Genomic DNA, 14,390 nt, shown 5'->3' with positions numbered 1-14,390 from the left:
TCGGTCGGTCGCCTGTCACGGACACGCCCCCTCGAACGGACGCCTGCTGCACCCTGTGTAGTTGTTCATGGGCTACACTGACGACGGAGCGGGCATCACGACCCACCGTGGGTGACACGGTCACCGCGGACGGCGCACAAACGTGCACGCAAAGTGCACGGGTCGCGGCAGTCGGTCGCATAGCTGAGTCCGTCACGTCGGGTCGGAGCGACCGTCGTGGCCCGTCGGGGACGGGCCGGACGCCCCGACGCGGGGGCAGTGGGCAGTGCAGCCGGCACGGCCACCGGTCGGTGGCTCGCGACGGCTCCGTCGGGTGGTGGGTCACTCCTCGGAGCAGGTGTCGGTGATGCCGGAGTGTAGACCGCCCCCCCGACGAGATCATCTCCCCGTTCTCCCCGCACCCCCTCCGAGCGGCGTCGATCACCGGATGTGGCAGGTCACGGGCCTGCACGGGACGGCCGGGGACCGTCGCGGCGTTGAGAGGACAATGGCGGCGGACTCCCCGCCGTCGAGAAACCCCGCGAGACCCCCTGGAGGCCGGACGCGTGAGCACCCCCGGGACCGGACCGCTGATCGTCCAGTCCGACAAGACGCTGCTGCTCGAGGTCGACCACGAGGACGCAGCGGCGGCGCGGACCGCCATCGCGCCGTTCGCCGAACTCGAGCGCGCGCCGGAGCACGTGCACACCTACCGCGTCACGCCGCTCGCCCTCTGGAACGCCCGGGCGGCCGGCCACGACGCCGAGCAGGTCGTCGACGCGCTCGTCAGCCACTCCCGCTTCGCCGTGCCGCAGAACCTCCTGATGGACGTCGTCGAGACGATGGGGCGCTACGGGCGGCTGCAGCTGACCAACCACCCCGCGCACGGCCTGGTCATGGTGTCGTACGACCGCGCCGTGCTCGCGGAGGTGCTGCGCAACAAGAAGATCGCCCCGCTGCTGGGCGAGCAGATCGACGACGACACGGTGATCGTGCACCCGTCGCAGCGCGGCCTGCTCAAGCAGATCCTGCTCAAGGTCGGCTGGCCCGCCGAGGACCTCGCGGGCTACGTCGACGGCGAGGCGCACCCGATCGAGCTCGCCGAGGACGACTGGGAGCTGCGCGACTACCAGGCGGCGGCCGTCGAGGGCTTCTGGGCGGGCGGCTCCGGCGTCGTCGTCCTGCCGTGCGGCGCCGGGAAGACCCTGGTCGGCGCGGCCGCGATGGCGAAGGCCAAGGCGACGACGCTGATCCTGGTGACGAACACGGTCGCCGGCCGGCAGTGGAAGCGCGAGCTGGTCGCCCGCACGTCGCTCACCGAGGACGAGATCGGCGAGTACTCGGGCGAGCGCAAGGAGATCCGCCCGGTCACCATCGCGACCTACCAGGTGATGACGCGCAAGACCAAGGGCGTGCACCGCGCGCTGGAGCTCTTCGACTCCAAGGACTGGGGTCTGATCATCTACGACGAGGTGCACCTGCTGCCCGCACCCGTCTTCCGGATGACCTCCGACCTGCAGTCCCGTCGGCGCCTGGGCCTCACCGCCACGCTCGTCCGCGAGGACAACCGCGAGGGCGACGTGTTCTCCCTGATCGGCCCGAAGCGCTACGACGCGCCGTGGAAGGACATCGAGGCGCAGGGCTGGGTCGCCCCCGCCGACTGCGTCGAGGTCCGCGTGACGATGACCGACAACGAGCGGATCGTCTACGCCACCAGCGAGGCCGACGAGCGGTACCGGATGTGCGCCTGCGCGCGGACGAAGATCCCCGTGGTGCGCTCCATCCTGGAGAAGCACCCCGACGAGCCCGCCCTCGTCATCGGCGCCTACATCGACCAGCTCGAGGAGATGGGCGCTGCGCTCGACTGCCCGGTCATCCAGGGCTCGACGTCGAACAAGGAGCGGGAGAAGCTCTTCGACGCCTTCCGGCGCGGGGAGCTGCCGCGGCTCGTCGTCTCGAAGGTCGCGAACTTCTCGATCGACCTGCCCGAGGCGTCGGTCGCGGTGCAGATCTCCGGGACCTTCGGGTCACGCCAGGAGGAGGCCCAGCGCCTCGGCCGACTGCTGCGCCCGAAGGCGGACGGTCGGCAGGCGCACTTCTACTCGGTCGTCTCGCGCGACTCGGTGGACGCCGACTACGCCGCCCACCGGCAGCGTTTCCTCGCCGAGCAGGGCTACGCCTACCGGATCGTCGACGCCGACGACATCCTCGGCCCGCCCGTGCCGGAGGTCGACGCCGACTAGCGGCCGTACCAGGGCACCTCGGAGCGGGCGCCCGGGATCGGGGTGGTGGCCGTGGTCGGCCCCACCCCGAAGGTCCGCGGGTCGTCGACGTCGACGATGCGGCGGCCCAGCGGGGTCAGCGAGACCGGGATCAGCTTGAGGTTGGCCCACGCGAACGGGATGCCGATGATCGTCACGGCGAGCGCGATCGCGGTGAACACGTGCCCGAGGGCGAGCCACCAGCCCGCCACCACGAACCAGACGACGTTGCCCAGCGTCGACCCGACGCCGTGGTCCGGACGCCGCTCGAGTCGCTGGCCGAACGGCCACAGCGCGAACAGGGCGATGCGGAACGAGGCGATGCCCCACGGGATCGTCACGATCAGCACGCAGCAGATGACGCCGGCGATCACGTAGCCGATCGCCATCCACACCCCGGCCAGCACGAGCCAGACCAGGTTCAGCACGATCCGCAGGGCTTCCATGTGTCCAGGATGCCGGGATCCGCTGAGAGCTCCCTGAGCAGGCCGGGAACTATTTTCCCGACGTCGGGTCGGGGCGGGTCAGTCGAGCACGCGCCCCTTCGTCTCCGGCAGCGTCAGGATGATCAGGAACGCCACGAGGGCGGCCCCCGCCACGTACCAGAAGAACAGCTGCGGGGTCCCGGCCCCGGACAGCGCCGCGATGAGCAGTGGCGCCGTGCCGCCGAAGAGGGCGACCGTGAGGTTGTACCAGGCGCCGATGCCGAGGGCGCGCAGCTCCGTCGGGAAGATCTCGCTCATGATCGCGGGCGCGATCGAGGAGAACACCGCGTAGAGCCCGAGGCCGACGGAGAAGACCACGATGAGGTTGATCAGCGGTGGCCGGTCGGTGATGAGCAGGCTCAACGGCACCGTGAGCAGCGCGAACGCCGCCGACCACACCAGCATCTGCGGCTTGCGCCCGAACCGGTCGGCGCACGCCCCCATCGGGTACTGGAGCACGATGAAGACGACGGTCCCGATCGAGAGCGCCAGGAAGACGTCGCTGCCCGAGGCCTCGCGGAACTGCACCGCGTAGGGGGTCAGGGCGCTGAAGAACGTGTAGTAGCAGAGCGTCGAGAGCAGCGTGAAGCCGAAGAGCTGCAGCACCGAGCGCGGGTGGTGCGTGAGGGTCCGCAGCAGCGGGTTCTTCGTGGCCTTGGCCTTCTCGACGTTCTCCTCGAACTGGTCGGTCTCGGACAGACTGCGCCGCAGCCAGAGCCCGACCAGGCCGAGCACCCCGCCGACGGCGAAGGCGATGCGCCAGCCGTAGGACTCGAGGTCGGGGCGGGACAGCGTCGAGGTCAGGAGCAGGCCGAGCAGCGACGCGGCCAGCAGGGCCGTGCCGGTCGAGATGTAGAAGAAGCTCGAGTACCGGCCGCGGCGGGCCGGCGGCGCGATCTCGGCGAGGTAGGCGCTGGCGTTGGACACCTCGCCGCCGAGCGAGAGGCCCTGCGCGATCCGGGCCAGCAGCAGGAGGATCGGCGCCAGCCAGCCGACGGCGCCGTAGGTCGGCAGCACGGCGATCAGCAGCGACCCGCCGGCCATCAGCAGGATCGTCACGAGCATCGCGAACTTGCGGCCGCGCAGGTCGGCGAGGCGGCCGAGCAGCACACCACCGAGCGGGCGGAAGAAGAATGCCAGCGCGTAGGTCGACGTGGTGCCGATGAGGGCGAGCGTGGGATTGCTCTTGTCGAAGAACTGCGAGGAGAAATAGACCGCGAACGTCGCGTAGATCGTCCAGTCGAACCACTCGACGGCGTTGCCGATCGAGGCGGCGACGAGCGTCCGGACGGGCAGCTTGTGACGTTCGGTGGACGCGGAGTCCGTCACCTGGCTCATGCGCGCTCCCTCGAGGTCGCCGGTCGTGCGCGCACCGTAGGCGATTCCTCCCGTTTCGACCACACGATCGACGATGTGGCTTTCCTGCCGCTGGGTGACAGCAACGACGCTTCGCTGCCACGAGGGAGGGCCGAGAACGACGAACGGGCCGCACCCCGGTGGGGTACGGCCCGTCGTCTCCGAAGAGCGCGTGTGGACTAGAAGTCCATGCCGCCCATGCCGCCCGTCGGGTCGGCGCCGGCACCGGCGCCCGCCTTCTCGGGCTTGTCGGCCACGACGGCCTCGGTGGTGAGGAACAGCGCGGCGATCGACGCGGCGTTCTGCAGCGCCGAGCGGGTGACCTTGGCCGGGTCGATGATGCCGGCCTTGATCAGGTCCTTGTACTCGCCGGTGGCGGCGTCGAGGCCCTCACCGGTGTTGAGTCCACGGACCTTCTCGGCCACGACGCCGGGCTCGAGGCCGGCGTTGTGCGCGATCTGCTTCAGCGGCGCCTCGAGCGCGGTGCGCACGATGTTGGCGCCGGTGGCCTCGTCCCCGTCCAGCCCGAGGCCGGAGAAGACGTCGCCGGTCGAGGCCTGCAGCAGGGCGACGCCGCCGCCGGCGACGATGCCCTCCTCGACCGCGGCCTTGGCGTTGCGGACCGCGTCCTCGATGCGGTGCTTGCGCTCCTTGAGCTCCACCTCGGTGGCGGCACCGGCGCGGATGACCGCGACACCGCCGGCCAGCTTGGCGAGGCGCTCCTGGAGCTTCTCACGGTCGTAGTCGGAGTCCGAGCGCTCGATCTCCGAGCGGATCTGGGTCACGCGACCCGCGATCTGCTCGGCGTCGCCGGAACCGTCGACGATGGTGGTCTCGTCCTTGGACACGGTGACCTTGCGGGCCCGGCCCAGGAGCGTGAGGTCGGCGGTGTCGAGCTTGAGCCCGACCTCCTCCGAGATGACCTCGCCACCGGTGAGGATCGCCATGTCGGCGAGCATGGCCTTGCGGCGGTCACCGAAGCCGGGGGCCTTGACGGCGACCGACTTGAAGGTGCCACGGATCTTGTTGACGACCAGGGTCGCGAGGGCCTCGCCCTCGACGTCCTCGGAGATGATCGCCAGCGGCTTGCCGGACTGCATGACCTTCTCCAGCAGCGGGAGCAGGTCCTTCACCGACGAGATCTTGGAGGACATGAGCAGGATGTAGGGGTCGTCGAGCTCCGCCTCCATCCGGTCCTGGTCGGTGACGAAGTAGGGCGAGATGTAGCCCTTGTCGAAGCGCATGCCCTCGGTGAGCTCGAGCTCGAGCCCGAAGGTCTGCGACTCCTCGACGGTGATGACGCCTTCCTTGCCGACCTTGTCCATCGCCTCGGCGATGAGCTCGCCGATCTGCGGGTCGGCGGCCGAGATCGAGGCCGTGGCGGCGATCTGCTCCTTGGTCTCGACCTCCTTGGCGGACTTCAGGAGCGCCTGCGAGACGGCCTCGACGGCCTTCTCGATGCCCTTCTTGAGGGCCATGGGGTTGGCGCCGGCGGCGACGTTGCGAAGGCCCTCGCGGACGAGCGCCTGAGCGAGGACGGTCGCGGTGGTCGTGCCGTCACCCGCGACGTCGTCGGTCTTCTTCGCGACCTCCTTGACGAGCTCGGCCCCGATCTTCTCCCACGGGTCCTCGAGCTCGATCTCCTTCGCGATCGAGACGCCGTCGTTGGTGATCGTGGGGGCTCCCCACTTCTTCTCCAGGACGACGTTGCGGCCGCGCGGGCCGAGGGTCACCTTGACGGCGTCCGCGAGGCTGTTCATGCCCCGCTCGAGGCCGCGACGGGCCTCCTCGTCGAACGCGATCATCTTGGCCATGCTGGGTGGTCCTCCGATGAGAGACACGTGTGCTCGGCCAGGGGGTGCCCGCGACGGACGACCGGCTCCATTACGCCGGTCTCACCGACCCGACCTGGCACTCGACAGTACCGAGTGCCAACCCGAGTCTGGCACTCGGGTGGGTCGAGTGCAAGCGACCCGACGGGCGTGCGTCAGCTCAGCAGCAGGACCGCGACGACGATCAGCAGGGCCAGGACGGCACCCCCGACGACGAGGGCCACGACCGGCCGACCGGGTGCCCCTCCACGGCCGAACGCGCCGAGGTCGCTCGGCGGGGCGGGCGCGCGGGTCCGCTGCGGCGGCGCGGGAGGGCGCGGAGGGAGCGGGGCCCGCGGCGGCATCCCGTTCCCGACGACAGGTCCTGCCGCGGGAAGGTGGGGTCGGCCCGGCGTGGCGGGCTGCTGACGTCGGACGTCAGCGGTGGGCCACGGCTGACGCTGCGGGACCGGACGCGCGGGCGGCGGGGCTCCGTGAGGGGAGGATCCGAGCGCTCTATCGGCATGAGGGTTCCCCTCACGCGCAAGGGGCGGGGCGGGAGCCGCAGCGGCAGCAACCGCCGTCGGGAAGGCCGGCCGCCGGGCGAGGACGGACCGGGCCTCGGCGATCAGGTCCCGGGCGCTCGCGGGCCGCCCGGCCGGGTCGACCGACAGGGCCCGGCGGACGAGCGCGTCGACGTCGGGGCCGAGGGCGACGCCGTGGGAGGCGGTCGGGACCGCGCCGGCCAGGTGCGCGTCGATGACCTCGGTGACCGAGCCGCGGTAGGGGGCGTGGCCGGTCAGGCACGTGTAGAGCACGCAGCCCAGGGAGTAGAGGTCGGTGCGCGCGTCGACCGGCTCGCCGCGCAGGTGCTCGGGTGCGGCGAAGGTCGGCGAGCCGAGGAAGTCGCCGCCGCGGGTGCGGTGGCCGGTGGCGCCGCGGTGGGTGAGGCCGAAGTCGGCGAGGTAGGCGTGGTCGGCGCCGGAGGTGGACCCGCCGACGAGGACGTTGGCCGGCTTGACGTCGAGGTGGACCAGGCCGTGCGCGTGCACCGCGTCGAGGGCGTCGGCGACCTGGTCGAGCAGCCGCAGCGCGCGGTCCGGGGCGAGCGGGCGCCCGCCGATCAGGGTCGCGAGGTCCGGGCCCTCGACGAAGCGCATCGCGATGTAGAGCCGGTCGTCCACGCTGTCGACGTCGTAGAGCGGCACGACGTGCGGGTGGTCGACCGCGGAGGTGTTGCGGGCCTCGTCGCGGAACCGTTCGCGGAACTCCTCGTCGCCGGCGAGGGACGGGTCGATGACCTTGAGAGCGACGATTCGACCGAGTCGGGTGTCGGTGGCGCGGTAGACGGTGCTCATGCCGCCGCGCCCGATGACGCCCTCCACCCGGTAGCGGCCGAGCGAGGAGCCGGTCAGGTCCTCGGTCCCGGTCGTCACGGCGCCGAGGGTAGAGGCCGGACCACCCGGTCCGGGCGTGATCGCCCCTGCCGCCCCTGGTCGGCGCCCGCGGGGCACGATGACCGACCGTGAGCGAAGCGCGCGGACACGGACACGACCACGGCGACCCCGCGGCCATGCGGGGGGTCGAGGAGCACGCCGCCGCCGTCGCGGCCCTGATCGCGGACACCGGCACCGAGGTCGTCCCGCTCGCGGCCGCCCGGGGCCGGGTCCTCGCCGCGGACCTCACGTCCCCGGTGGCCTTGCCGCCCTTCGACAACTCGGCGATGGACGGCTACGCAGTGCGCGCGGCCGACGTCGCGACGACGCCGGTGACGCTGCCGGTCGCCGAGGACGTGCCGGCCGGGCGGGTCGACGGTCCCCCGCTCGAGGCGGGCACCGCGCACCGGATCATGACCGGCGCCCCCGTGCCCGACGGCGCGGACGCCGTGGTGCAGGTCGAGTGGACCGACGGCGGACCGCCCGGAGCGACGGTGTCGATCGAGCGCGGCGTCGAGCCCGGGCAGAGCGTGCGCCGGGCGGGCGACGACGTGACCGCCGGCCAGGTGGTGCTGCGCGCCGGCACCGTGCTGGGGGCCGCGCAGATCGGGCTCGCGGCCGCGGTCGGTGCCCCGGAGCTGACCGTGCACCGGCGGCCCCGTGTCCTCGTCCTCTCCACCGGCTCGGAGCTCGTCGCCCCCGGCGAGCCGCTGCGCCACGGGCAGATCCACGAGTCCAACGGCCCGATGCTCGCGGCGGCGGTGGAGGACGCGGGCGGCGAGGCCCGGCTGCTGCGGTTCGTGCCCGACGACGTCGAGGAGTTCCGGACGGCGCTCGACGCGGCCCTCGCCGAGCCGACCGACCTCCTCATCACCTCCGGCGGCGTGAGCGCGGGCGCCTACGAGGTGGTCAAGGACGCGTTCACCTCCCGCGGCGTCGACTTCACCAAGGTCGCGATGCAGCCCGGGATGCCGCAGGGGGCGGGGACCTACGACGGGCGGGTCGCGGTGGTGACGCTGCCCGGCAACCCGGTCAGCTCGCTCGTCTCCTTCGAGGTCTTCGTGCGCCCGGCCCTGCGCCGCGCCGCCGGCCACCCGCACCCCGACCGGGCCCGCGTGCGCGCCCGCGTGGCCGAGGACCTGCGCTCGCCCGCGGGCCGGCGGCAGTTCCGCCGCGGGCGCCTGGACGCCGTGGCCGGCACGGTCGCCCCGGTGGGCGGGGCGGGCTCGCACCTGCTCGCCGCGCTCGCGCAGGCGGACTGTCTGCTCGTGGTCGGCGAGGACGTCACGGAGGTGGCCGCCGGGAGCGAGGTCGAGGTCTGGCTCCTCGAGAGCTGAACCGGTCCCGGTCCGCCGACCTGCGTGGAAGCCTCCGTTCGAGTGGTCGCACGGCGCCGTCCGCGTGAAAACGGTTTGGCAGGGACCGGAAGATCGGGCACCATGTGTGAGAACTCTCATGGCGTACTCGCCGGACGAGTTCACCCCGGGTAACCCGATGGCCGATCGGAGCGCGACGCGCTGCCGATCAGCGTCGACCAACCGCTTGTCGCTGGGGAGCGGACGAGCGGTTCTCGCCGGGGTCGCCGTCTCGGGGGATGGCGGCCCCGGCCCCACCCGGAGCGTCCCGATAGATTCGAATCGCACCCGTCGTCGACGCGAAGGTTGGCCGTGCCCGATCGCTCCCCCGCACCTGGCGACCCCGCGGCGACCGCGCGGGAGAAACTCCCCGCGCCGCGCCGGCACCCGGTCCTGCACGCGGTCGACCTCGTGCGCGAGACGCTCCCGCCGCTGCACCCGGGCGGTGCGCCCGTCATCGGCGCCGTCGCCGCCGGTGCCCTCGCCGTCCGCGCGCTCCGCGGGCGCGGCACCCTCGGCGCCATCCTGACGACGGGTGCGGTCGCGGCCTTCTTCCGCGCCCCGCACCGCGCGACCCCGCAGCGGGCCGACGTCGCGGTGGCGCCCGCCGACGGCACGGTCAGCGTGATCGGCGACGCCGAGGCCCCGCCCGAGCTGATCGCCAAGGGCTTCCCGGCCGGTCCCCGCCCGCGGGTGAGCACGTTCCTGTCGGTGTACGACGTGCACGTCCAGCGCATCCCCGCGGACGGTCAGGTGCTCGCGGTCGAGCACCGTCCCGGCACCTTCGTCTCGGCCGACCTGCCCGAGGCGAGCGAGGCCAACTCCCGCACCTCGCTGTGGCTGCGCGACACCGCGGGCCGCGACCTCGCCGTCGTGCAGATCGCGGGCCTCGTGGCGCGCCGGATCGTCTGCGACGCGGAGCCCGGCGACGAGGTCACCGCCGGCGAGACCTACGGCCTCATCCGGTTCGGCTCGCGGGTCGACCTGCTGCTCCCGCCGGGCGCGGACATCGGCGTGCACGTGGGCCAGCGGACCGTCGGGGCCGAGACGGTCCTGGCGGAGCTGGCGGGCGGGACGGGCTCTGCGGCCGGAGCGGGCGGGCCCGGCGGGCCCTCGGGGCAGGTGCCCTAGTGCCCGCGCCGACCGCCTCGGCCGTGCGGACCGCCCCCGGCGTCCGCCTGCTGCCGAACGCCGTCACCGTCCTCGCCCTGTGCTCCGGGCTCTCCGGCGTGCAGTTCATGATCGCCGGCAACCAGGTCGCGGCCGTCGCGGCGATCGCCCTCGCCGGGGTGTTCGACGCCCTCGACGGCCGGCTCGCGCGGCTCCTCGACGCCTCCAGCCGCATCGGCGCGGAGCTGGACTCGCTCTCCGACTGCATCTCCTTCGGGGTCTCCCCCGCACTCATCCTCTTCCTCTGGTCGCTGCACGACCTCCGGGTCGGCTGGGTCGTCGCCCTCGTCCTGGTCGTCTCCGCCGCGCTGCGCCTGGCGCGGTTCAACACGCTGGCCGACGACACCGAGGCCAAGCCGTTCGCCGGCGAGTTCTTCGTCGGCGTGCCCGCCCCGGCGGGCGCCCTGGTGGCCCTCACGCCGCTGGCCACCGAGCTGCTGCTCGGCCCGGGCTGGTGGTCGGCGCCGGTCACGGTCGCGATCTGGACGGTGTTCTCCGCGGGGCTGATGATCTCGCGTATCCCGACGGCGTCGCTGAAGAGCGTCCGCGTGCCCCCGCAGGCGATCGCGCCCGCGCTGGTGCTGGTCGCGCTGATCGCGGCGGCGATCGTCGCGGTGCCGTTCCTGCTCTACCCGATCGCGATCCTGGCCTACCTGGCCCACATCCCGTACGCCGTCTACCGGTACCGCTGGCTCGACCGGCACCCCGAGGTCTGGCACGTGCCTCCGCGCCAGCGCCGGGCCGTCCGCCGCGCCCACCGCCGGCTCGGCCTGCTGCCGCCGCGCCGGCCCCTCCCCCGCCGGGTCGCCGGGGCCGCGGCCCGCGCCGGGCGCCGCACGATCAACCGTGACCGGCCCGGGCCCCAGCGGCTCGGCACGCGTCGGCCACGTCGAGGACAGGACCGGTCGTGACCACCCCGCAGGTGACCCTCACCGCCCAGCTGTCCACCTCCGCGGTCGACGCGCGCCGCGGGGTCGTCCGGCTGCACGGCGAGGTCTTCTCCGCGCTCGGGCTGAGCGCCTGGGACGCCGTGCGCCTCGTCGGCACCCGCGCGACCGTGGCCCTCGCCGCGCCCGCCGTCGGGATGACCGCGCCGGGCACCGCCACGCTCGACGAGACCGCCATGGTGAACGCCGGGATCGTCGCCGGGACCTCCGTGGCCGTCGAGCCCGTCGCGGTGAGCTCGGCCCGCACCGTCACGGTCTCCGGGTCCCGCCTCGCCGCCGCCGCCGTCGCGCCCGAGACGCTGCGCCTGGCGCTCACCGGCAAGGTGCTCAGCCCGGGCGACACGGTCTCGCTGCTGCCCCAGGACCTCGCCCCGGTCCCCGGCGCGGACGCCGCGGGCACCCGCTCCCGCCTCGCCGCGGAGCTGGGCGGGACGTGGACCACCGAGCTGGTCACGGTCGTCGCCGTCGAGCCGCCCGGGCCGGGCGCCTTCGTCGTCGCGCCGAGCACCGTCGTCGGCTGGCAGGACGGCCCGCGGACCGGCGCGCGGAGCCTTCCTGACGACGGGTCGGCGTTCGCCCCCTCGGGGTTCTTCGCCTCGGCCCCGCGCACCACCGGTCCGGCCGCGCCCGGTCCCGGTCTCGCCGCCGCGTCGACGGGGACACCGGCGCCTGCGACGGCGCCCGTCACACCCGCGCCGGCTGCGGACCCCGCCGTGCCCGTGACCGACCTCGTCGGCCAGCAGGAGCCCGCGCGGCGGCTGCGGGAGTGGTTGGACCTCGTGTTCAGGCGCCCGGAGCTGCTGACCCGCCTCGGCGCCGCCGCACGGCTCGGCGTCCTGGTGACCGGCCCCGAGGGCGTCGGCCGCACGACCTTCGTCCGGGCGGTCGCCGCCGAGGCCGAGGTGGGCGTCGTGGTGCTCGACGCCCCGGCGGCCGCCGCGCTCGAAGCGGGTGCCGCGGCCGAGCGGGTGCGGTCCGCGTGCTCCCGCGCGCGGTCCGCGGGCGGCCCGACGGTGCTGCTCGTCCCCGACGTCGAGACCCTCCTGCCGGCGTCCGACCCGCCGCCGCTCGCGACCGTGGTGCTCGACGAGCTCCGCTCCGTCGTCGCCGACGGCGTGGCCCTCGTGGCGACCGCGCAGGGCGGCGAGGCGGTCGACCCGCGGCTGCGCGCGCCCGACCTCGTCGACCGTGAGCTGGGGCTGCCGGCCCCGGGCGACCGCGAGCGCGCCGAGCTGCTCCGGGTGCTCCTGCGCGAGGTGCCGCTGGCGGCCGACGTCGACCTCGGCGCGGTCGGGCTCCGGACGCCGGGCTTCGTCGCGGCCGACCTCGTGGCGCTGCGTCGCGAGGCCGCCGTGCGCGCGGCCCTGCGCGGCGGGGACGACCTCGAGCTGGGCCACGACGACCTCGTGGGCGCGGTGGCCTCGGTGCGGCCGGTGTCGCTGTCGTCCTCGGGATCGCAGACGCTGCACTCCGGCGGGCTGACCCTCGACGACGTCGGGGACATGGTCGAGACGAAGCAGGCGCTCACCGAGACCGTGCTGTGGCCGCTGACCTACCCCGACTCGTTCGCGCGCCTCGGCGTCGACCCGCCGCGCGGCGTCCTGCTCTACGGCCCGCCCGGCGGCGGCAAGACGTTCCTCATGCGGGCGCTGGCGGGCACCGGGCAGCTCAACGTGTTCGTGGTGAAGGGCGCGGAGCTGCTCGACAAGTACGTCGGCGAGTCCGAACGGGCGGTGCGGGAGCTGTTCCGGCGCGCCGCCGACGCCGCACCCGCGCTGGTCTTCCTCGACGAGGTGGACGCCCTCGCGCCCCGGCGCGGCGGGTCCTCCGACGCCGGGGTGGCCGACCGGGTGGTGGCGGCCCTGCTCACCGAGCTGGACGGCGCGACCCCGCTGCGCGACGTCGTGGTGCTGGGGGCCACCAACCGGCCCGAGCTGATCGACCCCGCGCTGCTGCGTCCCGGCCGGCTGGAGCGCCAGATCTACGTGCCCCCGCCCGACGCCGAGGCCCGGGCGGCGGTCCTGCGCGCGGCGTCGAAGGCGACCCCGCTCGCCGACGACGTCGACCTCGACGCCCTCGGCGCCTCCCTCGAGGGCTACTCGGCGGCGGACTGCGCGGCGCTCGTGCGCGAGGCGGCGCTCACCGCGATGCGGGCGTCGCTGGACTCCACGGAGGTCACGGCCGCGCAGTTCGAGGCCGCCCGCCGGGTGGTCCGGCCGTCCCTGGACCCGCGGCAGCTCGCCGAGCTGGAGGCCTACGCGAACCGCGGCTGACCGGGCCCGGAACGACGGCGGCCCGCCGCTCGCATCCGGTGCGAGCGACGGGCCGTCGGCGTCGAGGTGGGATCAGGAGCCCTTCTGGGCGTTCTGCCCCCAGTTGTTCGTGGCGATCACGATGACGCCGGGCGAGGCGTTCTGGATGCCCGCGAAGCGCGGCTCGGCGCGGATACCGAACGCGGCGGCGAGGGCCTCGGCCGCCCCCTGCTCGCCGCTGCCCGGGCGGTAGTAGACCGTGCTCGCGGGGATGATCCCCTGCGCGTAGTTGCCGGTCTCCACCACGTCGAAGCCGCGGCCCGTGATCTGGCCGGCCGCCGTCTCCGCGAGACCGCGGATCGTCGAGTTGTTGTAGACCCGGACCGGCACCCCCGCGTACGAGGCACCGCCGCCACCCCCGCCTCCTCCGCTGCCGGAACCGGAGCCCGAGCCCGAGCCGCCGCCCGGCACGATCGGCGGCGCCGCCGCGACGGGCGGGAGGGCCCCGGTGACCGGCGGCGCGGCCCCCGGGGTCGGCGCGCCCGGCGCCGTCCCGGCGCCCGGCAGCGCGCCGGCACCCTGCGCGTCGGCGCCCGGCTGGCCGGGTGCGCCCGGCTGCCCGGGCGCCGCGGTGTCGCTCGGAGGGGGCGCGATGGTCGACGTCGGGGAGGCGGCCGGTGCGCTGGAGGTGCCCTGCCCACCGAGGCTGATCAGGCCCACCACGGCGGCGATGGCGGCCACGCCGAGCAACGCGACCCCCGCGATGCGCAAGCGGGAGGCGCCCGACGCCCCGGGACCCGTCATGACCCTGCTCCCCTTCCGGCGACAACCGTTCGAGGGATCAGGAGACCACTACGAGGGCTCCACACCGAGCCGACGCGCCGCACGGGCGCGCTGTCGTGTCTGCCGCAGTCGCCGGAGGCGCTTCACGAGCATCGGATCGGCGGCGAGCGCCTCCGGCCGGTCCACCAGCGCGTTGAGGACCTGGTAGTACCGCGTCGCGGACATGTCGAACAGCTCGCGGACCGCCTGTTCCTTGGCGCCCGCGTACTTCCACCACTGCCGCTCGAACGCGAGGATCTCGCGGTCCCGGCGGGTCAGCCCGTCGTCGGGCGCCGAGGCGTGCCGACCGGCCGTGGGGGCCGGGCCGGTCGAAGCTGCAGGTGCGTCCATCACGCTCCTCGCCAGAGGGTTCCGTCGGCTCCCGCGGGAACCGCCACGCCGAATGACACGGGTGTCATTCGCGCTTCCTCCATTCAACCACGAGCCCCTGACAACACCCCCACAACGCACGTCGTCACCAGCTCCCACCTGCGGCGGAGCCGCCGTCTAGGCTCG

The 14,390-nt window shown here is 74.1% G+C and carries 11 protein-coding genes; 5 read left to right on the top strand and 6 right to left on the bottom strand.

Annotated features, from left to right (window positions below):
- The first annotated feature begins 545 nt into the window (after nucleotides 1-545).
- Nucleotides 546-2,222, top strand: a complete 1,677-nt coding sequence (locus tag BJ983_RS26610) for a DNA repair helicase XPB (RefSeq protein WP_179796576.1) — start codon at nucleotides 546-548, stop codon at nucleotides 2,220-2,222.
- Here the strand turns inward: BJ983_RS26610 and BJ983_RS26605 are convergent.
- From BJ983_RS26605 to BJ983_RS26590, 4 genes are all read right to left on the bottom strand, one after another.
- Nucleotides 2,219-2,677 (bottom strand): YccF domain-containing protein, encoded by a 459-nt coding sequence (locus tag BJ983_RS26605; protein WP_246326611.1) that lies wholly within the window; start codon nucleotides 2,675-2,677, stop codon nucleotides 2,219-2,221. The two genes, BJ983_RS26610 and BJ983_RS26605, sit on opposite strands and share 4 nt — an antisense overlap.
- Nucleotides 2,678-2,764: 87 nt before the next feature.
- Nucleotides 2,765-4,063 (bottom strand): MFS transporter, encoded by a 1,299-nt coding sequence (locus tag BJ983_RS26600; RefSeq protein WP_179796574.1) that lies wholly within the window; start codon nucleotides 4,061-4,063, stop codon nucleotides 2,765-2,767.
- Nucleotides 4,064-4,260: 197 nt separating this feature from the next.
- Complete coding sequence (groL, locus tag BJ983_RS26595) at nucleotides 4,261-5,895, bottom strand: chaperonin GroEL (protein ID WP_179796573.1); 1,635 nt, start codon at nucleotides 5,893-5,895, stop codon at nucleotides 4,261-4,263.
- Nucleotides 5,896-6,068: 173 nt separating this feature from the next.
- A complete protein-coding gene (locus BJ983_RS26590) occupies nucleotides 6,069-7,328 on the bottom strand; it encodes a serine/threonine-protein kinase (protein ID WP_343054362.1) in 1,260 nt (419 codons plus the stop codon).
- Between the two features lie 137 nt (nucleotides 7,329-7,465).
- On the opposite strand from BJ983_RS26590, the gene moeA reads away from it, so the two are divergent.
- The 4 genes from moeA to BJ983_RS26570 all read left to right on the top strand — a co-directional run bounded on the left by moeA (nucleotide 7,466) and on the right by BJ983_RS26570 (nucleotide 13,073).
- Nucleotides 7,466-8,665, top strand: coding sequence for a molybdopterin molybdotransferase MoeA (gene moeA / locus BJ983_RS26585; protein WP_179798281.1), 1,200 nt, complete (start codon nucleotides 7,466-7,468; stop codon nucleotides 8,663-8,665).
- 330 nt (nucleotides 8,666-8,995) lie between these two features.
- The gene (locus BJ983_RS26580) at nucleotides 8,996-9,814 is read left to right on the top strand and encodes a phosphatidylserine decarboxylase (RefSeq protein ID WP_425484793.1); all 819 of its coding nucleotides are present in this window, start codon (nucleotides 8,996-8,998) and stop codon (nucleotides 9,812-9,814) included.
- Nucleotides 9,814-10,764 carry a CDP-alcohol phosphatidyltransferase family protein gene (locus tag BJ983_RS26575; protein WP_179796572.1) on the top strand — a complete coding sequence of 317 codons (951 nt, stop codon included), beginning with the start codon at nucleotides 9,814-9,816 and terminating at the stop codon, nucleotides 10,762-10,764. Before BJ983_RS26580 ends, BJ983_RS26575 begins: the two co-directional genes overlap by 1 nt.
- Nucleotides 10,761-13,073 (top strand): AAA family ATPase, encoded by a 2,313-nt coding sequence (locus tag BJ983_RS26570; protein ID WP_179796571.1) that lies wholly within the window; start codon nucleotides 10,761-10,763, stop codon nucleotides 13,071-13,073. Before BJ983_RS26575 ends, BJ983_RS26570 begins: the two co-directional genes overlap by 4 nt.
- Nucleotides 13,074-13,145: 72 nt before the next feature.
- On the opposite strand, the gene BJ983_RS26565 is transcribed toward BJ983_RS26570, so the two are convergent.
- Nucleotides 13,146-13,856 (bottom strand): LytR C-terminal domain-containing protein, encoded by a 711-nt coding sequence (locus BJ983_RS26565; protein ID WP_179796570.1) that lies wholly within the window; start codon nucleotides 13,854-13,856, stop codon nucleotides 13,146-13,148.
- A 48-nt stretch (nucleotides 13,857-13,904) separates the two neighbouring features.
- Nucleotides 13,905-14,225, bottom strand: coding sequence for a nucleoid-associated protein NapA (gene napA / locus BJ983_RS26560; RefSeq protein ID WP_179796569.1), 321 nt, complete (start codon nucleotides 14,223-14,225; stop codon nucleotides 13,905-13,907).
- Nucleotides 14,226-14,390: the final 165 nt, after the last annotated feature.

The organism is Actinomycetospora corticicola (genome assembly GCF_013409505.1).
In the GTDB taxonomy this organism is placed as follows: Bacteria; Actinomycetota; Actinomycetes; order Mycobacteriales; family Pseudonocardiaceae; genus Actinomycetospora; species Actinomycetospora corticicola.
This window is presented reverse-complemented; position numbering and strand designations above follow the sequence as displayed.

What these genes read in the sequence shown, in the direction of transcription:
- napA (WP_179796569.1), bottom strand. Translation starts at nt 14,225, where the DNA reads ATGGACGCACCTGCAGCTTCGACCGGCCCGGCCCCCACGGCCGGTCGG.
- groL (WP_179796573.1), bottom strand. Translation starts at nt 5,895, where the DNA reads ATGGCCAAGATGATCGCGTTCGACGAGGAGGCCCGTCGCGGCCTCGAG.
- BJ983_RS26600 (WP_179796574.1), bottom strand. Translation starts at nt 4,063, where the DNA reads ATGAGCCAGGTGACGGACTCCGCGTCCACCGAACGTCACAAGCTGCCC.
- moeA (WP_179798281.1), top strand. Translation starts at nt 7,466, where the DNA reads ATGCGGGGGGTCGAGGAGCACGCCGCCGCCGTCGCGGCCCTGATCGCG.
- BJ983_RS26565 (WP_179796570.1), bottom strand. Translation starts at nt 13,856, where the DNA reads ATGACGGGTCCCGGGGCGTCGGGCGCCTCCCGCTTGCGCATCGCGGGG.